Here is a 19,349-nt window from a genome sequence, read left to right as displayed (position 1 = left end):
TTGTCATATAGACGCATCAAACTGATAAATTTATCTGACTCGATCACTATCGAGTCAGATACCTAGCTTGTTATATAATTAGCAAGTAACAGGGTTTGGTTTTTCTGGATCCAAACCAAACGTCTTAATGGCTTCGCTAACTACAGATGCATCGATTTCACCGTCTTTTGCCAACGCACTCAGCGCAGAAACGACAACCCAATAACGGTTAATTTCAAAGAAATGACGCAATTTCGCACGCGTATCGCTTCGGCCAAAACCGTCTGTACCGAGTACATTATAAGTACCCTTCACAAATGGGCGAATTTGGTCAGCAAACAATTTAACGTAGTCTGTTGATGCAACAACAGGCCCTTTATCTGCTAAACATGTTTCAACGTAAGACTGGCGTTGCTCACTTTCAGGGTGAAGCATGTTCCAACGGCTTACATCAAGACCCTCACGGCGAAGTTCATTGAATGAAGTCACACTCCAAACATCCGAATTTACACCGTAATTTTCAAGAAGAATTTCTGCTGCCGCTTCCACTTCACGAAGAATCACGCCAGAACCAAGTAGTTGCACTTGTTTCTTATTGCCTTTCTTCTGATGAGTATGAAGCTTATACATACCTTTAATGATGCCTTCTTCAACACCGTCAGGCATGTCTTCATGAGCATAGTTTTCGTTCATTACTGTTAAGTAATAGAAAACACTTTCTTTCTCTTTATACATACGACGTAAGCCATCTTGAACGATAACCGCGACTTCGTATGAGTAAGTTGGATCGTAAGACACACAGTTTGGAATCAAGCCAGCTTGGATATGAGAATGACCATCCTCGTGCTGTAAGCCTTCACCGTTTAGCGTTGTTCGACCTGCTGTTGCACCAATCAAGAATCCACGAGCTTGTGAATCCCCTGCCGCCCAAGCTAAGTCACCAATACGCTGGAAACCAAACATTGAGTAGTAGACATACACAGGAATCATTGGCAGATTACTGTTGCTATAAGAGGTTGCTAGTGCAAGCCACGCTGAGAATGCGCCAGGCTCATTGATCCCTTCTTGAAGGATCTGACCTTTCGCATCTTCTTTGTAATACATGATCTGCGTATGGTCATGTGGTGTATAACGCTGACCTTCAGATGAGTAAATACCCAGCTGACGGAACATACCTTCCATACCAAACGTACGTGCTTCGTCTGCAACGATGGGCACTACCCGTTCACCGATATTCTTGTCTTTAACCATGACGTTAAGAGTGCGAACAAAGGCCATGGTTGTCGAAATTTCACGGCCTTTTGTACCAGCAATTTGAGATTTGAAGGCTTCCAATGATGGAACTTCAAGTGCTTCACACTCACGACGACGAACAGGGAAATCTCCATGCAGCTCTTTACGGCGGGCACGTAAGTATTTCATTTCTGGACTGTCTTCCGCTGGGCGGTAGTAAGGTAAATCCTTCAGTTCTTCGTCACTGATTGGAATGCCAAACTTGTCACGGAATTGTGCCAAAGACTCTTCATCTAGCTTCTTAGTTTGGTGGGCTGTATTCTGCGCTTCAGCCGCTTTAAACATACCGTAGCCCTTGACTGTTTGAGCCAAGACAACAGTAGGCTGACCTTTATGAGAGGTTGCTTCCGCATAAGCTGCATACACTTTATACGGGTCATGACCACCACGGTTAAGATTCATGATGTCATCGTCAGACATGTCCTTAACCATTTCGAGCAATTCTGGGTATTTACCGAAGAAGTGTTCGCGAGTGTAAGCGCCGCCATTGGCTTTGTAGTTTTGAAGTTCGCCATCGCAAACCTCATCCATACGTTTAACCAATAAGCCCTTGTCGTCTTTTTCGAATAATGGATCCCAATGACGGCCCCATAAACATTTGATGACATTCCAGCCAGCACCACGGAAGACACCTTCCAATTCTTGTACAATTTTACCGTTACCACGAACTGGGCCATCAAGACGTTGAAGGTTACAGTTGATAACGAAAATCAAGTTGTCTAGCTTTTCACGTCCAGCAAGTGCAATTGCCCCTAGGGATTCTGGCTCGTCACACTCACCATCCCCTAAAAACGCCCATACTTTACGGTCACCTTGATCAATCAAGCCACGGCTATGCTGGTACTTCATAACGTGTGCTTGATAAATCGCTTGTATTGGTCCAAGTCCCATGGACACAGTTGGGAACTGCCAGTAATCCGGCATCAACCATGGGTGAGGATAAGAGGAAAGACCCTTACCGTCCACTTCGCGGCGGAAATTATCCAATTGCTCATCCGTTAAACGCCCTTCTATATAAGAGCGAGCGTAGATACCTGGTGAAATATGGCCTTGGAAGAAAACCATATCCGCTTCCTGCTTGCCATCAGCCCCACGGAAAAAGTGGTTAAAGCCAATGTCATAAAGCGTTGCGGCAGAAGAGAAACTGGTGATATGACCACCAAGAGTTGAATCCTGACGATTCGCTTTCATTACCATTGCCAATGCATTCCAACGAATTATGGAACGAATACGACGTTCCATAAATAAATCTCCCGGCAATGTCTTCTCATTTTGAGGAGCAATTGTGTTTCGGTAAGACGTTGTAATGGAGGCTGGCATTGGTGTGCCTGCTTTCGCAGCCTCTTTTGTTAAACGATCCAAGATGTATTGTGCGCGCTCTGGCCCTTCTTCTCGAAGGACAGACTCGATTGCATCAACCCATTCTTTAGTTTCGATCGGATCGATATCTTCGAGGATATGCTGCTCCGTCATAGTGTTAATAACCCCCGCTATTAGGACAGATCTTCAACCTACCAAGGATTTTATTGGTTAACCTTGGAGGCTACTTAAACGAACCCGCGAAATTTATAGCAATAATGCGACAAAAACCAGTCAACATAAGAAAAACGATGTCTTACTTTTGCAATGAAGGCATCGTTTTTCCATTTATCTAAGTAGGTATTTGTTATTTTTGGAGACACTACCTATGCTTTCGATCACCAAAAATATCACTGAGTTCGTTTCCAAATAGACTTGTTTTTTCAAGTCTGCTGTTCGCTTTTTGTGGACATTACGTCTCGTTGTTCAAGACACCATAAAAAGCATAAAAATTCTTGCTAGCAAGCCATGTAATGAGTGACATTTTTCTCTCAAACACGGCCGCTGATCCGAGAAACCGTCTTAGCGATAAAACGATTTCGAGGCTCTGATTTTCTATAAACACTGCAAAATCAACCGTTAGGTTAACACTGAATGCCAAAATAGCCTAGAGTGTAGCGAGCATATCGGCATCGGATACCCCATAAAAATGCATAATTCAACAAACCTAAATCAATACTTACGTGTAAAAAAACAAGCTCAGACCTTTAAAATCAACATATTTATCGTTAACATTCACGCAAGACATCATAGCCATAAATTTTATGAATCTCGGGGCTAATTGCTTATTTTTTATACTTAAATCCCCCTTTCAATGGAGATTTAAACAGTGTAGAGATGGAGGTATGGTCATCTTCATGAACTAAACTGCGTGTTAAACAGACTGTTGCAAGCTTTAAACAATTGCTTATAAGGCGTTTTAATAAGCCTTAGTTTTAATAAGCCTTAGAAGGCCCCTTAGATGGGAGACAATGCTATATACTCCTTACTTATAAATTATTCAACAATAAATACCAACTATAACGGCACATAAGACCTGTATAATTACCATCATGACGTGCCTTTATGATGGCGCTACAATGACAAGTTTTCATCAAAGTTTTTATTTAAGGAAACAATATGACACCCTTTACAGCGGATTTGAAAGAGCACATTCAATCCAGCGTTGCTTTCTCTCTAAAAGAAGATATAGGGTCAGGTGACATCACCGCCCAGCTCATTCCTGATGATCAGGAAATTACTGCTTCCGTTATTTCAAGAGACCCCGCTGTTTTGTGTGGACAAGCTTGGGTTGAAGAAGTATTTCGTCAGCTAGGAAAACATGTATCATTAACCTGGCACAATAATGAAGGGGATTTTTTAGAACCTAATCAGCCCTTTCTGACATTAAAGGGACATGCTAGAAGCATCCTAACAGGTGAACGTGTTGCCTTGAATTATCTGCAAACCTTATCCTACACAGCCACAATTTCTCGACAATATTCACAAGATGTTTCTGCAACCAACTTAACCATTTTAGACACACGTAAAACCTTACCTGGTCTTCGTTTAGCGCAAAAACATGCCGTAAGAGTTGGTGGTAGTAGCAATCATCGTATCGGTTTATACGACGCTTTTTTAATCAAAGAAAATCACATCATGGCTGCTGGTTCGATTGCAAACGCCGTTGCAATGGCAAAAAAAATTGCTCCTGGTAAAACCATTGAAGTTGAAACAGAAAATTTAGATGAAGTCGCAATGGCAGTAGAGTCAGGTGCAGACATAATCATGCTAGATAACTTCTCTTATGAAGATATGGCAACTGCTGTCGAGCAGCACAAAGGCAAAGTCAAATTTGAAGCATCCGGCAATATGGATCAAGAGAAATTGATTATGGTCGCCAAAACGGGAGTTGACTATGTCTCCATTGGTGCCATCACCAAGCATGTACAAGCAATCGACCTTTCTTTACGAGTACACCAGGAGTAACAATGGCAGACAGCATCTTAGTAATTAATTGTGGCAGCTCTTCACTCAAGTTTGCCATTTTGTCAAATGCTGGACAAACATTAATAGTAGAAGGCATTGCCGAACGGTTAGGATCAGATAATAGTTCTATTAGCTTTAAATTTGAGGGGGAAAAAACGGTCATAGCGCTACAAGACAGCAGCCATAAACAAGCCGTCACCCAGATCAAACATTGGCTAGAAGAACACCCACACATCCAAAAAAACTTAGTGGGCATTGGGCATCGTGTGGTACATGGTGGTGAAACCTTTACCCACTCTGTTCTGATTGACCAAAACGTTATTCAGGGTATTGCTGATTGCTCGCAATTTGCACCGCTTCACACCGCCGCACATGTCATTGGTATTGAAGTTGCTATGCAAATTTTTCCTGGACTACCTCAAGTCGCGGTATTTGACACAGCATTCCATCAAACGCTTGAACCGGTGCAATACCTTTACCCTATTCCAATGGCAATGTATCGAGATCACCATTTCCGAAAATACGGTTTTCATGGAACAAGTTATCGATATATCAGTCAGCGTCTCGCAGAGCTGGATCCCAAAAGTCATCAGCAAGGTGTTCTTGCTGCCCATTTGGGTAATGGCGCCAGTACCTGCGCAATCAATAAAGGAAAGTCATCGGATACCAGCATGGGGATTACCCCTCTAGAAGGTCTCATGATGGGAACACGCTGTGGAAGCTTAGACCCAAGTTTAATTTCGTTTATTAGCAAGGCAGAGCACATATCATCCGATGAGGCGCTTGATATTTTAAATAAGAAAAGTGGCTTGTTAGGCATTTCGGAACTTTCTAATGATTGCCGAACTCTGGAAGAAGCCATGGTTTCTGGTGACAATCGAGCAAAGCTTGCCTTGGATATGTTTGCAGCACGTACCGCAAAGTATTTAGCAAGCGTTGCAACGACGTTAGAAAGTATTGATCACCTAGTTTTTACAGGAGGTATCGGTGAAAACTCATCCTATTTACGGCACGTTATTTGTCAGAACCTAAAAGCATTCAATATTTCCATTAACGAAGATAAAAACAATAATGCGCCTCGCGGTATGGCCAGTGAAATACATACAAGACATAGCAATACAAAGGTGTGGATCATCCCGACTAACGAAGAATTAGTGATCGCGCTTGATACCTTTAGTCTAATTAACAACTAACAATTAGTGCGTCTTACGCAGATACAGGAAGTGAAATTATGTCAACCAATGTCTTGATGACAGTACCAACGGGGCCGGGTGTTGGTTTAACATCCGTCTCTGTTGGACTCGTCAGAGCCTTAGAACAACAAGGCTTGAAAGCCAGTTTTTTTAAACCGATTGCCCAGCCTCATCCGGGTGACAGTGGGCCCGATAAATCCACTGCCATGGTCGCTCAAGGCTCCACTCTTAGTCCAGCCGAGCCTATCCCTCTTCATGAAGCTGAACGCTATTTGTACAATGATAATATCGAAGAGTTAATGGAAGAAGTGGTTGGCCGCTTCCAAGCCAGTGTAGAACCCGACTCCACGGTCATAGTAGAAGGTCTTGCTCAAATTCCTGGCCACCCTTATGCCACTCGCTTAAACAAAGCTATTGCACGGACCTTGGATGCTGGACTTGTTCTAGTAACAGCGCCAAATAATATGCGCGTTAATGAATTGGAGCACCATGTGGAAATCGCCGCTGGTTCTTACGGTGGTATTAAAGCGCCCGATGTGATTGGTTGTATTCTTAATAAGACGATTCCAGGCTCTTTGGGAGTAAAATCCTACGGTGACTTGTTTGCTCAACGGGCTATTTTTAAGCGCAACTTTAGTTTACTTGGTCAAATCCCTGTTTCAGATGAACTAACCTACCCTCGAGTAAAAGACGTTGCAGACTTTTTACAAGCCAAAATAGTCAATGCTGGAGATTTAGAAACGCGACGTGTTCAATCCTATACCTTATGTGCTCGTGGTGTTGAGAACATGTTAGAAGCGTTAAAGCCTGGCGTGTTGGTTTTCACCCCAGGTGATCGTACGGATATCATCATGGCAACAGCGATTGCCGCACTGAACGATACAAAAATTGCTGCCCTCGTGCTAACAGGTGGTTATCAGCCAAGTGAAGCCTTAATGACATTATGTGGTAAAGCCATGGCGAAAGGTTTGCCTGTTTTGTCCGTTGACTCCAACAGTTGGGAAACAGCCATCACTATGCAATCGTTCAATCAAGAGATACCGCTTGATGACAAGGAGCGTATTCTTACTGTAAAAGAGCACATTGCACGCTGCATTGACCATGATTGGATTAATTCGTTTGCCATGAATCAAGACGAACGCAAACTGTCCCCTCCAGCGTTCCGTTACCGTTTAATTGAACAAGCGCGCTCACTGAATAAACGTATCATCCTGCCTGAAGGCGAAGAAATTCGCACCATTCAAGCCGCTTCTATTTGTGCGGAACGGGGAATTGCCCGCTGTACTCTGCTTGGCAACGAAGCTGAAATTATACGCATTGCACAGAATAACGGTGTAGAACTTAGCCACGGCGTTGAAATTCTCGATCCGGCAAGTATCCGTGAACGCTATGTTGCTCCGATGGTTGAGCTTAGAAAACACCGGGGCTTAACAGATATTGTTGCCCGTGAGCAGTTAGAAGACAACGTTGTACTCGGCACTATGATGCTGCAAGCTAACGATGTAGATGGGTTGGTTTCTGGAGCGGTTCACACCACCGCCAATACAATTCGCCCTGCTCTCCAGCTGGTGAAAACCTCCCCCAATGCATCACTCGTTTCTTCTGTCTTTTTTATGTGTCTACCAGATCAAGTATTGGTCTATGGCGATTGCGCGATCAACCCTGATCCAACCGCAGAGCAATTAGCTGAAATTGCCATTCAAAGTGCTGACTCTGCCACAGCTTTTGGTATTGCTCCGAAAGTCGCGATGATCAGCTACAGTACAGGCGGATCAGGTAGTGGTAACGATGTAGACAAAGTACGTGAAGCTACAGCCATTGCCCAGAAGCGCCGCCCTGATCTATTGATTGACGGCCCTCTGCAATATGATGCAGCGATTATGGAAAAAGTCGCCAAACAAAAAGCGCCAGATAGCAAAGTCGCTGGCAAGGCAACCGTATTCATCTTCCCTGACCTAAATACGGGTAATACCACATACAAAGCCGTTCAACGAAGCGCTGACGTTGTTAGTATTGGTCCAATGCTTCAAGGTATTCGTAAGCCAGTTAACGACTTGTCTCGTGGCGCTTTGGTTGATGATATTGTTTATACAATTGCGATTACCGCGATTCAAGCTGGACAAGCTTCGGCCTTAGCCGCTAAAGCGGACAAACCGTAAGCTATACATAGTATCGGCAAACAATAAAAAGCAAGGCCATGATGCCTTGCTTTTTATTGGACATTTTTTGATCTATCTCGTATTCTAAAGACGTAATAAACTGGTACTTTTATAGGTCAACTCTCATGTCTGGCAGCCTTCCTCATGCCATTTCAAGTCATACCATGATGAACAATCCGTCATCAGGCTATTCTGCGTTTGACCAACGCCACGATGATACCAACGATCAAACTTCCCTCAATGCAGTAAATGCTAAAGCTTCCAGTGATTTTGTGATTCGCTTGTCCGAACAGGGCCAGGCTTTGTCTCAAAACAACAAAGAGCCTGCTCGTGTTAACGAAAAAACAAATGATGATAAAGAACAGCAAAAGCAACAAAAAGAAGGCTCTACCAAAAATGGGTTAAATCAGAGCAATGATTTAACCCCAGAGGAAGAAAAACAATTAGAGAGTCTCAAACGTCGAGACCAAGAAGTAAGAATTCACGAGCAAGCTCATGCTTCTGTTGGCGGAGCCAAAACGGGCTCCCCTTCCTATACTTACACCCAAGGCCCTGATGGTCAGCGCTACATTACAGATGGCGAAGTCTCCATCATTGTTAGTCCAACTTCACAAGATCCTGAAAAAACCATTGCTGATATGGAGCAGGTGTATCGTGCAGCTTTGGCTCCTGCCGAACCTTCAGGTGCCGATAGAAAAGCCGCAGCCGAAGCACAGGCTATCATCCAGCAAGCAAGACAAAAGCTGGCTAAGCAACAGCAAGAAAAACTTGCGACTCAAAATAGCCGTCTAACGGATTCAAATGTCAACGACACTCGCAACCAGTCAGACACCTCAGAGGTCTCAGCCCCCAACGTCACTTCACCTCAAACTGATATCACCTCCGGCATGCAAAATAGCAGATTCAACGTATATAAAGACGACACCAGCCGAAGGGGTGATTTTTTAAATCAGATCGTTTAAGGTATTTGGCCATCAAAAAAAGGTTAGCAGGATGCTAACTTCTGATTTACCAAAGACTTCAAGGAGCGAAGCATGGCCACGTCCCCAACTAAACAACAGGGTTTTACCCTACTAGAGCTAATGGTGGTTATTGCCATCATTTCGATTTTAGCGGCATTCAGCGCCCCCACTTTTGTTCGTCAAATCACCAAGGCAAAATTGGTTGAAGCCCAAAACCTAGCCACACAAAATCAGTCTTTAGTGGAAGAATACATTCTTCTAAACGGTAAATTTCCAGCAGAACAAGCCTTTAAAAAACTTGTCCAGCCCCTACCTGATGATTCAATTGCCAAAAGCATTGCAGTGACAGATCCAAGCGAAGCAACGGGAAATATCGTCATCACACTCAATGAAAATACGGGGATAAAGGCGGGGCAAACTATTACTTATACCCGTGATGAAAATCGTCAATGGCATTGTGAATCCGATTTAAATGCATCGGTACTACCCCCTAAGTGTACCAGCATTGCAACAACTTCGGAGGGCAATTAAATGACCCTTGAAGAGATTCTTCTTAATGCCATTCAATCTAATGCGACAGACATACATATTGAACAAACCAAAGAACATATTCAGGTTTCTCTGCGCCACCTAGGACAAGTATCGCCGCTGACCAAGCTAGATGCGTCCAACACACTTATCAACCGAGTAAAAATGCGTTCTAACTTAGACTTATCTGAAACACGACGCACGCAAGAAGGCCAATTTACCTTCTCTCATCAGCAGCTCGATACCTTCGTTCGAGTGAGCATCATTGCTACCGTAAAAGGCGAAAAAGTGGCACTGAGGCTGTTACCTGAAAAACGTCGCTTTGATCTTGGTAAAATTGGCATGCAGCCCTCATTACTTAAGAGCTTAAAGCACTCTCTCGATATGGGAAATGGCTTAATTTTAGCCTGTGGCGCAACTGGTGCAGGGAAAAGCACAACACTTTATTCTTGCCTAAACTACCTTAGTAAAAGGGGAAATAAAACGCTCTTTACTATAGAAGACCCCGTAGAGCACGAGATCCCGAATGTCTACCAATGCGAACCGAACCCAAACATTGGTCAATATCCAACGACTTTACTCAAATCGTTGTTACGACAAGATCCAGATGTCATTATGGTCGGCGAAATAAGAGATGCCGAAACGGCAAACCTTGCTTTAACAGCCGCTTTAACAGGTCACTTGGTCTTAGCAACATTGCATACCAACTCGGCGTTAGATGCGGTTTATAGATGTCATAACTGGAATGTAGATTTTTTCTCATTTGTTAGTTCTGTTCGTTTGATCATCCATCAAAACATGAGTTATCAAAAAGACAGTCAACACGCATTATTCACCGCCATTGCTCCAACATGGCGAGACACCTTGCCCCCAGATTATCAAACTTTAGTGTCCTCACCTAAATTCTGGTGTGTCTACAATAAATCCAATATACATAGTGATGGCGATGCCTTGGTATAAAATTCAGTATCAAAAAGAAGAAAAACAGTACCATTTTTTTGACTCAGAAAAAGACTTACAACTTTTTCTTATTAACCGTGGTACTTTGCGAGTTAAGTGGAGCGTTTGGCAGCCCCAAAAATTTAACTACAAGCGCTTATTAGCGTTCTATCAGGAGCTGCAAAGTGCACTGCAGTCAGGGTTTCAACTTAATCAAGCAATAGACAATCTATCGCAGATAACCAGTGACTCTCACCTATCCGAAAACTGTCAAGCCATTCTAGAGGAAATGAAAAAGGGCACCGACTTTAATCGAATCATTTCGAGTCTTAGTACTGCTCACGCCCAAGCTTATTGCAAACTGATCCGTCCTGACGGCTCTAGAGATGACTTGGAACAAGGGTTATCCGTGTCGATTTTGCAACTAGAAACGCTGTTAAACTGGTCAAATCGGCTACTGAAAAGCATTGCCTATCCTTTTTGTATTATTCAAATTTCTCTCATCATGAAAATACTCCACACGCTCTTCTTGAGCAAAGCGACAGATCATCATCTACTTGATATTACGTTGGCGGGCAGTATATATGCTCTCACCAGTCTGATACAGGCTGGTGTTGCCATTAGCCTAGGCAATGGCAATGCTTGCAACCTATTTGAAAGACTGAATCCACATTTTCGTCTTGCGAAATTATTTGCCCTTTTAGAGACCACGCGTAAAACAGGTTATCCTCTACAGCAAGCACTTTATTCAATGCCCCGTTACTTTGAACACAACGGTATAAAGCGTGATATTTTAATGGTCTATTACAAGTTAAAACTTGGACAAGACTACCAACAAAGCTTCCCAATGGGTTGGTTTCCCAATGAAGCAAATGTTGCATTGCAATCTACTTCACAAGGGGGCAGCATAGAGCGAGCGTTAAAGCTGGCAACACTCCAACACACCAAAAAATGGTCGAAAGCCGTATCTTTATATGAAAAAGTCATTCCTGCTTTATGTCTGATCATTGCAGGTGGCTTTGTTACCTCTTCTTTGTTATCACTTTATAGACCGTTATTAGAGATTCCCTAAATGCCTTTCACCCCAAGCCAAGTTGTTTCATTTGTTCTTATTATTCTTTGTATTGGCAGCTTTGCAGCTTTATTTACCATTCGCTGGCCACGCCTAAGTGAGTATTTGTGGCAAAAAGAAGCGCATGATACGTTAGGCATTCCTTTTGAATCCACAATGCCAAAAGGCATATCGGATGGACGTTCTCGGTGTGAGAGCTGCTATTCCCCTCTTCCTTGGAAAGACTTAATCCCCATTCTGAGCTATTGCTTGTTACAAGGACGCTGTCGTCATTGCCACATGAAGATTTCGCCACTCTATGTTTTGATAGAAAGTGCTTGTTTGTGCATTTGTTTGCCACTTTTATTAACATGCCATGATCTAATGACATTGGCACTTAATAGTCTCTTGATATGTTCCCTATTTACGGCAGCCATTATCGACTATCAGCATCAACTCATTCCTGATGAATGCTGCTTAATTGCTCTCTCTGCTGCCTTATTCCTAGGCATTCACTCTGATGCATTGGAAAATACAGTTCTTGGTATGATTGTGGGGTATAGTGCTCTTTACCTACTACGTTGGGGGTACTTAAAGCTTAGAAATATTGAAGCCATTGGGCTGGGAGATGTGAAACTTCTGGCGACGCTTGGAGCTTGGCTAGGAGTATTACATTTAACTACGCTGTTACTCTATGCTAGTTTAATGGGGATATTGTATATTTCACTATACCGCGAAAAAAACAAAGAACCGATTCCCTTTGGACCGTTTTTGTTTCTTTCAGGGATCATCCACTACTATTATTTGAATTTATGACTGTAGAAAAAAAAACACCTATTGTTGGCCTTGCTGGTGGCATAGGGTCTGGTAAATCCACTATTGCGGTTTTTTTTAACCGACTTGGAATACAAAGTGTTGATGCCGATGACGTTGCCCGTGATGTTGTCACTGTGGGATCCTATTGTCTCAATGAAATCCAGAAGCATTTTGGCAAAAAAATATTACAACAAGATGGCAGTTTGGATCGCAAAGCCCTTCGCGACATTATTTTCAAACAGCCTAAAGAGAAGCTTTGGCTTGAATCTTTAACCCACCCAATTATTCGCGATAGCCTTACAACGAAATTGGCTCATGCAACTTCGGCCTATGTATTATTGGTTCATCCACTTTTATTTGAGACGAAACAAAATACTATCTGCCAGTTGACGATTGCTGTAGACACTTCCGCGCAAACACAAAAGGAAAGAGTGTTAGCAAGGGATAGCGTATCCTCAGGACAGATAGATAGCATCCTAGCAAGCCAGTTGACTAACGAAGAGCGTTTAAAAAAAGCGGATCTCATCATTAATAATGATAGCAATGACATCAATGATTTGAGTAAAAAAGTCGAACAATTACATAATCGAATTTTAGAGCTATTATAAGAGAACGAGTATTAAAAATGACTATGATCGCATGCCCTACTTGCCGAAAAAAAATGGAATGGAGCACAGATAATGTTGATCGCCCATTTTGCAGTGCGAAGTGTAAATTAATTGATCTAGGAGAATGGGCCAGTGAGTCTTATGCTATCCCACAACAGACATCAGATGAAGAGGAGATATTTTCTGATACGCTAGAAGTAGACCCAAATAAATCATTTCTTTAACTCTTTAGACAAAACGGATCCTAGTATGGATAGTAGCGATTTTGCAAGTAAAAAAGCTTTGCTTATAGAAGATATGGCAGAAGCGCGCATCATGCAAAAGAAAATGCTAAGCGATTTTGGCTTTCGTCACATTGAAATAGCGATGAAAGCAGAAACCGCTATGGAGCTACTAAAAACACAATCTTTTGATGTTATTTTATCGGATTACAATCTTGGTAACGGTAAAGATGGTCAGCAGCTGTTAGAAGAAGTCCGACATTCCAACCTCATTCCTAATACCGCAACCTATCTTATGGTAACGGCGGAAACCTCTATCGAAATGGTAATGGGAGCCATTGAATTTCAACCTGATGGCTACATCACCAAGCCATTTTCGCAAGCGGTTTTGCAACGCCGCTTAAGCAAACTGTTAGAAATGAAAAACCGCCTCTATAAAGTCAATAGAGCCTTGGATCAGAAAGACTACGATAAAGCGATGGAAGAGGCTAAACAGGTTATGGAACAACACCCTTCTTTAGAGGGAAAATGTCAGCGAGTTATCGGTGATTGCCTGATAGAAAAAGAGCAGTACGAGCAAGCTCTAGCCTTGTTTAGTAACATCTTGAAGGACAGAAAAATGCCATGGGCTCTCTTTGGCGAAGCCAAGGCTTGCTTCTATATGGGGATGCTCGATAAATCCGAAAACAAATTTCGACAATTGATGCTTGATAATCGTTTTTTTGTTAGTGCTTATGATTGGTTAGCGAAAATAAAAACCGCACAAAAAAAATATCATGAGGCTCAATCCATTCTAATAGAGGCCCTGCAACGATCGCCAAAAAATTTATTGAGACAAATCCACCTTGGCGAGCTAAGCTTTACCATCGGTGATTATTTAACGGCTGAATCGGCTTTTCGACGCGCTGTGTTTCTAGCCAGGCACTCTTGCTACAATACATCGGATGTTTATCTTCGCCACATTGAATCTATCGTCAAGCTAGCAGAATCCACACCGTTACAAAGCAGACAAAAAGAGCAATTTAATATTACACTTAAGAAAATACACCGTTATTTTTTTGAAGAGTCAGATACCAGGGCAAAAACCTATTCTTATCAGCTAGAATTAGCGCTACTAGAGAAAGACTTTATAACAGCAAAGGGCTTTTTGAAACTTTGGCAACAGGAAGCAGAGTCTGGTGAGGCAACAGCACCAACCGATCAACAACTTACTCATTATCACGCCGCTTTTGGGGAAAAAAATGAAGAAAATGGACATTAGCACTATCTTAGCAAGCGCCATTCACGAGAGTAAAAATCAGGTTGGCACGCTTCTGTATCAGCTTCAAGGGCTCAAAGAGTCCATTCCTGAAAGTGATAGCAAAAATAAAAAAATTACGATAATCGAGGAATCTTTAAAAAAACTCAACGATGAGTGGGTGGAATACCTTTACTTATATAAACTGGCCTCGGATGGATATCAGCTTCATGTAGATACCTTTTCTATTGATGAATTTTTAGACGATCAAGTCTTTGCGTTACTCAGCTCTGCAAATGCGAAGAATCTCAAGCTAACATACGCATGCCCCGAAAACCTAATGGGTGTATTCGATGAAAGGTTGATGACTGCCGTCGTGGGAACCGCCGTCTATAATGCTCTGCGGTTTGCTCGCAGTACAATAGAAATCAATGCTAGCATAGAAGATGGCTACCTTATTATTGGCATTGATGACGACGGACATGGGTTTGATAACAGTGAAGAGGAAGATTTAGTCGAATCCAACACGGGACTTGGCCTCTATTTTGCGCAGCTCTCAGCCAATGCCCACATCAGTAAAGGTAAATCTGGCTTCTTGAAAAAAGAACGCTCACCAACCCTAAAAGGCGCCCGTTTGGCCATTTATCTACCTCAATAAACTGGGCCTCTAGCCACATAAGTAAAAACTTAGTGGCACGTGTGCTTAAGTCGTTAAAGGTCAAAGTAGGAAGGACTACCCATTAAAAAGCCACCTCAGGGAATAAAAATCTGGAAACGGCTTCCACCTAACTGACCATCATTATCCAACTTCACCCAGCCTTTTACTTTTTTGCTATGGTGCATATGCGCGATACTATGACAAAAATACCAAGCCAACATTTGATTCGTTAAATTGGCCAATTCTTTTTCGTTTATCACATTCGAAAAATCTTCTAAAACAAAATCAGGATACCCTTGACCATTATCTTCCACCGTAATAATGGCACCATTTTCAACAGGAGAAACCTTGATATAAATACGATTATTGGTATATCGAGCCGCGTTAACCAGGGCAATATCTAACACCTGAGAAAGCATTGCTGGATCACTATAAACGTATATTTGTTCATCGATGTCAAAGTCAACTTGTACGTTAAATCGTGATAAGAGTGCGGCATGAGAAATCATTCTTTCTTCAATCAACTCAAGTATATACACTTCCTTCAGCTGCAAACTCAATTTGTCATTTTCAAGCAAGTAAAGACTATAAAGCTGCTCGGTGCTATTTTGTAACCGAGTGACTTCGTAGTGCAATGTCTTTGCCTCTACCTCATCTAATGAAATCCCTTTATCGGCCGTTGGCATTTTTTCAAGCGTATGCTGTAGCAAATTTAGAGAGTTTTTCATATCTTGGATAGACGCATCCATCACATGATAAAACTCGTTTTTTCTTTCTACGTCGTTCATGCCCATAATCACTCACTTTTTGAAATTAGCTTTTTCAACTTAATATAACGAGAATACTGCTTATGAGTCGATGTGATATGACCCGCTCTCGTTAAGGCTTGTTTACATTCTGCTAATAAAAATCCATCCGTCGTTTTTTTTCCCATCTTTTTTAGAGCAGCTTGGATATAATTCATATTAAGCCCTGGATGATGGGGGGAAATTTTTATTGCCTCTTCAAATAGTTCAATGGCTTGATCAAAATCATTTTGCGCATAAGCGGCCAAGCCGCTGCCATTAATCGCTTTCGCCTTACCTCTTGCCCCTATTGGAATGGGCTCATCTAAGAAATCTGACATGGCTTTAGATTGATCGCTTGTTAGCGTATTATTGGCCGCTAATTCTTTCCATTCTTGTTTAGCTTCTTCTTCTCTTCCTGCTAAATAAAGCGATTTACCTAATTGAATGCGAACATCGATTGTATTTGCCTCGGGTGATTGTTCGATTAGTTTTTTTGCAGAAGCCAATGTGTCATCACGTAGTTTTGTTTGCCCTTGTCGAGCATAGATACGACTTTCAGACAGTGCCTTTTTGATACGAATTTCATGATCATTCGTATATTTTTTAGAAACCTTAGTGAGGGCCGCCAAGGCTTCTGCTGCCATTCTTTTTTTATCCGATCCGGTTAACTCTGTTGCCGCTTCTGATAAAATTTCAGCCAATTGAAAATACTGTTCAGGGGATTCATTAATAGTGTTTGTGACAAGCTTAAGCGTTTGTTGACTCGCTTTGACGGCACTTTGTGAGTCACCATTCTCCAAACTGATATCAACCATTTTTTGCTGACGTTCATGACGAAGCGGAGAGATTTTTAAGGCAGACTCTAACACCTCTTGTGCCTGAGTATGCATCCCTTTTTTTTCAAAGCTTAGTGCGAGTAGGTCATAAGCTTGAATGCACTGTGGAAACTTTTGAACCAAGGTCTGGGCTGATTTAATCGCTTTACTCCAATCTTCCTTGGCAACATGCATACGAACCAACCCCAGCAAAGCCCAGTCTATATCCCGCACAGCTAATGTTTCTTCACATAACTCTGTCAGCTTTTCCCATGACTTTAATTCTAAAAAGGCATCAATGAGGGTACGTTTGCACCAAGGAGAATAACGACCTTCGTGTTGAATATGCGCACTACAAAGCGTCACAACTGTTTCATACTGCTTATTCGAAATCGCCTTTTTTATGTCTTCTAACTCAACATTTTGGGCAAATAGGCGCTCTATTCGCTTACTTAGCACCCCCTCTGTAAAAGGCTTTCCAAGGTAATCATCTGGTGAAGACTCCAAAATGCCAAACACAATATCACGACTTGTTTCAGCAGAAATGATGACAAAAAAAGCGGATGGTTTGATCAAATCTAATTGTCGCAGCTCATCTAGAACTTGCAGACCGTTTTTACCTGTGCCCAAGCGAAAGTCACATAAAATCAGATCGTATTTTTTGGCTCGGCACGCATCAATCACACCTTTACCCGTTGCGGTTTGATCGATCTGACCGATACCGATCGTCGTTAACATTTGCTTAACCGATTTTCGAGAGTTTTCAAACTCATCAGCAACCAACGCTGAATAATTCGCGTAAGATGTAAAAGCTTGGGCGCTTGTCTTTTTAATAGCGTCTTTATTCACTTCATACCTATCAATCTATTGACTTTAAGAACCTTGTCAATTCCTCACCGGCTTCTTCAATGTGCTGTTTTAACAAAGAGAGCGCGGCAGACTTCTTTTTTAACCGAATCAATTCCAGTAGCTCATAATGATCTTGTTGGCTTTGACTTTTATACCCCATCGGCCCATATTGAAAGCCAATATAACGTGTCACTTGTTGATTAATGCTGGACACTGTCTTATGTATGCTTTGCTTATCGGCAGGCAGATATAAAATTTCATGAAAAAGCCAATTTAAATTTCCCTTCTCAATTAAGGTTAGCTCATCTTGTTCAAGGGCCGCTAAAATCTTATGTGCTTTTGTTACATCTTTTTGCCTAATAAAATCAAACGCAAATGACAAAAGAAGAACCTCTAATTGTGATCGCATTAAATACAGTTCTTCTGCTTCTTTCCAATGTAAATTAGGCACCATCAGGCCGGCTTTACCATGCGGAACAAGCCAGCCCTCTGCTTTTAATGCGAGTAACGAGTCTCGTATTGGTATTCTACTCACACCATAGCGTTTTGATAACTCAACCTGCCTCAGAGGCACTCCCTTAGGCAGTACATTGTTAAGAATATCGTCTTTTATTTTCTCTGAAAGCACAATCACACTCGCCTTGACTTATCATTTTTTGAAAACCTTAAATGCCAACAGAAAGACGGCTCCTAGAACAATCCCCCAAAAGGCTGAAGCGATCCCAAAGAAAGAGACACCAGATGCCGTGACCAAAAAGGTAACTAACGCTGGTTCTCTACATGTATCATCAGACATAGCACTCTTTAGATTCATCGCAATCGTTCCGAGTAATGCAATACCGGCTAATGCGGCAACCATTGTTTGAGGGAAAGCAGCAAAAAGAGCAACCACTGAGGTTCCAGCTAATCCAGCCGCTATATAAAAAACTCCAGCGGATAAACCAGCAATATAACGACGCTTAGGGTCTTTATGGCACTCATCCCCCGAACAAATGGCAGCAGTAATGGCTGCTAAGTTAAAGGCAAATCCTCCTAATGGAGCTAAGAGAATCGAAGTGAATCCTGTCCAACTAATCAGGGGAGAAACAGGTGTATCATAACGGTTGATTCTCATGACGGTCACACCAGGAATGTTTTGTGATGTCATAGTGACAATAAATAGTGGCACACCAACGCCGATTAAAGCACTAAGATTCCATTGCGGCCAAACCCAAACGAACTGCCCTATACCAAGAGGAACATTTGCCAATAAAGTGCCATGGGTTCTCACTAAAGCATAGACGGTACCGACGATTAACACCGCTAGCACAACATATCTAGGCAAAATCAATTTAACAAGCAAATAAGTGGCTATCATGATGGCAACCAAATAAGGATCGCTTTTAAGAGAGGTAAAGATGCCTAAACCAAACTCAAACAGCACACCAGCAAGCATCGCCGAAGCAATGGGGACAGGCACTAGCCGCATAAACTTTTCAAATACCCCGGAAACGCCTGTCAATAGAGTCAGTACGCCTGCAAAAACAAAAACACCAATAACATCCGCATAGCTGATACTTCCTAAACTGGTTGCTAATAAAGCCGCTCCAGGAGTTGACCAAGCAGTAATAACAGGCGCTTTATACCATAAAGAAAGCATAAAACAGGTAAAACCCATACCTAAACCTAGCGCCATAATCCAAGACACGATGACATGAGAGTCTGCACCTGCTGCTTTTGCTGCCTGAAAAACAATTGCAACAGAACTAGCAAAACCGATCAGAACCGCGACAAGTCCCGCTGTCACTGCACTAAAGCTAAAGTCTTTGAGTATAGACTGCATACCGATATCCCCAAACCGCATGATAGAAAAAGACAACCATATCTGAAAGAAGATAATTTTTGTATACATTTTTTATTTCAACCATAAAAAAAATCAAATTCAAA

17 protein-coding genes are annotated in these 19,349 nt (G+C 42.2%); 12 read left to right on the top strand and 5 right to left on the bottom strand.

Annotated elements, in window-relative coordinates:
• Positions 1-78: 78 nt before the first annotated feature.
• Positions 79-2,745: a pyruvate dehydrogenase (acetyl-transferring), homodimeric type gene (aceE, locus tag AC0VYI_RS12570; protein WP_475449740.1), complete on the bottom strand. Its 2,667-nt coding sequence runs from the start codon at positions 2,743-2,745 to the stop codon at positions 79-81.
• A 1,005-nt stretch (positions 2,746-3,750) separates the two neighbouring features.
• Here aceE and nadC point away from each other — a divergent pair.
• From nadC to AC0VYI_RS12510, 12 genes are all read left to right on the top strand, one after another.
• Positions 3,751-4,599 carry a carboxylating nicotinate-nucleotide diphosphorylase gene (nadC, locus tag AC0VYI_RS12565; protein ID WP_475449738.1) on the top strand — a complete coding sequence of 283 codons (849 nt, stop codon included), beginning with the start codon at positions 3,751-3,753 and terminating at the stop codon, positions 4,597-4,599.
• Positions 4,600-4,601: 2 nt separating this feature from the next.
• Positions 4,602-5,792, top strand: a complete 1,191-nt coding sequence (locus AC0VYI_RS12560) for an acetate/propionate family kinase (RefSeq protein ID WP_199476390.1) — start codon at positions 4,602-4,604, stop codon at positions 5,790-5,792.
• A 38-nt stretch (positions 5,793-5,830) separates the two neighbouring features.
• Entirely contained in the window at positions 5,831-7,951 is a 2,121-nt protein-coding gene (pta, locus tag AC0VYI_RS12555) for a phosphate acetyltransferase (RefSeq protein WP_475449736.1), read from the top strand.
• A gap of 125 nt (positions 7,952-8,076) precedes the next feature.
• Entirely contained in the window at positions 8,077-8,913 is an 837-nt protein-coding gene (locus AC0VYI_RS12550) for a putative metalloprotease CJM1_0395 family protein (RefSeq protein ID WP_475449734.1), read from the top strand.
• A gap of 72 nt (positions 8,914-8,985) precedes the next feature.
• Positions 8,986-9,444, top strand: coding sequence for a pilin (locus tag AC0VYI_RS12545; RefSeq protein WP_475449733.1), 459 nt, complete (start codon positions 8,986-8,988; stop codon positions 9,442-9,444).
• Positions 9,445-10,401: a GspE/PulE family protein gene (locus AC0VYI_RS12540; protein ID WP_475449731.1), complete on the top strand. Its 957-nt coding sequence runs from the start codon at positions 9,445-9,447 to the stop codon at positions 10,399-10,401.
• Positions 10,388-11,452 (top strand): type II secretion system F family protein, encoded by a 1,065-nt coding sequence (locus tag AC0VYI_RS12535; RefSeq protein ID WP_475449729.1) that lies wholly within the window; start codon positions 10,388-10,390, stop codon positions 11,450-11,452. The genes AC0VYI_RS12540 and AC0VYI_RS12535 overlap by 14 nt, the downstream gene beginning before the upstream one ends.
• Positions 11,453-12,247 (top strand): prepilin peptidase, encoded by a 795-nt coding sequence (locus tag AC0VYI_RS12530; protein WP_475449727.1) that lies wholly within the window; start codon positions 11,453-11,455, stop codon positions 12,245-12,247.
• Positions 12,244-12,855, top strand: coding sequence for a dephospho-CoA kinase (gene coaE, locus AC0VYI_RS12525; protein ID WP_475449725.1), 612 nt, complete (start codon positions 12,244-12,246; stop codon positions 12,853-12,855). The genes AC0VYI_RS12530 and coaE overlap by 4 nt, the downstream gene beginning before the upstream one ends.
• 17 nt (positions 12,856-12,872) lie before the next feature.
• On the top strand, positions 12,873-13,079 hold the full coding sequence (locus AC0VYI_RS12520; RefSeq protein ID WP_475449723.1) for a DNA gyrase inhibitor YacG: 207 nt from the start codon (positions 12,873-12,875) through the stop codon (positions 13,077-13,079).
• Between the two features lie 25 nt (positions 13,080-13,104).
• Positions 13,105-14,337, top strand: coding sequence for a response regulator (locus tag AC0VYI_RS12515; protein ID WP_475449721.1), 1,233 nt, complete (start codon positions 13,105-13,107; stop codon positions 14,335-14,337).
• Positions 14,318-14,971 (top strand): sensor histidine kinase, encoded by a 654-nt coding sequence (locus AC0VYI_RS12510; RefSeq protein WP_475449719.1) that lies wholly within the window; start codon positions 14,318-14,320, stop codon positions 14,969-14,971. Before AC0VYI_RS12515 ends, AC0VYI_RS12510 begins: the two co-directional genes overlap by 20 nt.
• A gap of 95 nt (positions 14,972-15,066) precedes the next feature.
• On the opposite strand, the gene AC0VYI_RS12505 is transcribed toward AC0VYI_RS12510, so the two are convergent.
• From AC0VYI_RS12505 to AC0VYI_RS12490, 4 genes are read right to left on the bottom strand one after another with little or no spacing between them, the layout of a single operon-like run.
• Entirely contained in the window at positions 15,067-15,759 is a 693-nt protein-coding gene (locus tag AC0VYI_RS12505) for a sensor histidine kinase (RefSeq protein WP_475449718.1), read from the bottom strand.
• Between the two features lie 8 nt (positions 15,760-15,767).
• Positions 15,768-17,423, bottom strand: coding sequence for a tetratricopeptide repeat protein (locus AC0VYI_RS12500; RefSeq protein ID WP_475449716.1), 1,656 nt, complete (start codon positions 17,421-17,423; stop codon positions 15,768-15,770).
• 10 nt (positions 17,424-17,433) lie between these two features.
• Positions 17,434-18,051, bottom strand: coding sequence for a GntR family transcriptional regulator (locus AC0VYI_RS12495; protein WP_475449714.1), 618 nt, complete (start codon positions 18,049-18,051; stop codon positions 17,434-17,436).
• A gap of 21 nt (positions 18,052-18,072) precedes the next feature.
• A complete protein-coding gene (locus AC0VYI_RS12490; protein ID WP_475449712.1) occupies positions 18,073-19,245 on the bottom strand; it encodes a benzoate/H(+) symporter BenE family transporter in 1,173 nt (390 codons plus the stop codon).
• Between the last annotated feature and the right edge of the window lie 104 nt (positions 19,246-19,349).

It is taken from the genome of Marinomonas sp. 63XJN7_9_ISO-PGPR-S23-217 (assembly GCF_056173515.1).
Note: the sequence above shows the minus strand (reverse complement) of the source record. Positions and strands in the feature narration are given on the sequence as shown.

What these genes read in the sequence shown, in the direction of transcription:
- aceE (WP_475449740.1), bottom strand. Translation starts at nt 2,745, where the DNA reads ATGACGGAGCAGCATATCCTCGAAGATATCGATCCGATCGAAACTAAA.
- nadC (WP_475449738.1), top strand. Translation starts at nt 3,751, where the DNA reads ATGACACCCTTTACAGCGGATTTGAAAGAGCACATTCAATCCAGCGTT.
- AC0VYI_RS12560 (WP_199476390.1), top strand. Translation starts at nt 4,602, where the DNA reads ATGGCAGACAGCATCTTAGTAATTAATTGTGGCAGCTCTTCACTCAAG.
- pta (WP_475449736.1), top strand. Translation starts at nt 5,831, where the DNA reads ATGTCAACCAATGTCTTGATGACAGTACCAACGGGGCCGGGTGTTGGT.
- AC0VYI_RS12550 (WP_475449734.1), top strand. Translation starts at nt 8,077, where the DNA reads ATGTCTGGCAGCCTTCCTCATGCCATTTCAAGTCATACCATGATGAAC.
- AC0VYI_RS12545 (WP_475449733.1), top strand. Translation starts at nt 8,986, where the DNA reads ATGGCCACGTCCCCAACTAAACAACAGGGTTTTACCCTACTAGAGCTA.
- AC0VYI_RS12540 (WP_475449731.1), top strand. Translation starts at nt 9,445, where the DNA reads ATGACCCTTGAAGAGATTCTTCTTAATGCCATTCAATCTAATGCGACA.
- AC0VYI_RS12535 (WP_475449729.1), top strand. Translation starts at nt 10,388, where the DNA reads ATGCCTTGGTATAAAATTCAGTATCAAAAAGAAGAAAAACAGTACCAT.
- AC0VYI_RS12530 (WP_475449727.1), top strand. Translation starts at nt 11,453, where the DNA reads ATGCCTTTCACCCCAAGCCAAGTTGTTTCATTTGTTCTTATTATTCTT.
- coaE (WP_475449725.1), top strand. Translation starts at nt 12,244, where the DNA reads ATGACTGTAGAAAAAAAAACACCTATTGTTGGCCTTGCTGGTGGCATA.
- AC0VYI_RS12520 (WP_475449723.1), top strand. Translation starts at nt 12,873, where the DNA reads ATGACTATGATCGCATGCCCTACTTGCCGAAAAAAAATGGAATGGAGC.
- AC0VYI_RS12515 (WP_475449721.1), top strand. Translation starts at nt 13,105, where the DNA reads ATGGATAGTAGCGATTTTGCAAGTAAAAAAGCTTTGCTTATAGAAGAT.
- AC0VYI_RS12510 (WP_475449719.1), top strand. Translation starts at nt 14,318, where the DNA reads ATGAAGAAAATGGACATTAGCACTATCTTAGCAAGCGCCATTCACGAG.
- AC0VYI_RS12505 (WP_475449718.1), bottom strand. Translation starts at nt 15,759, where the DNA reads ATGAACGACGTAGAAAGAAAAAACGAGTTTTATCATGTGATGGATGCG.
- AC0VYI_RS12490 (WP_475449712.1), bottom strand. Translation starts at nt 19,245, where the DNA reads ATGCAGTCTATACTCAAAGACTTTAGCTTTAGTGCAGTGACAGCGGGA.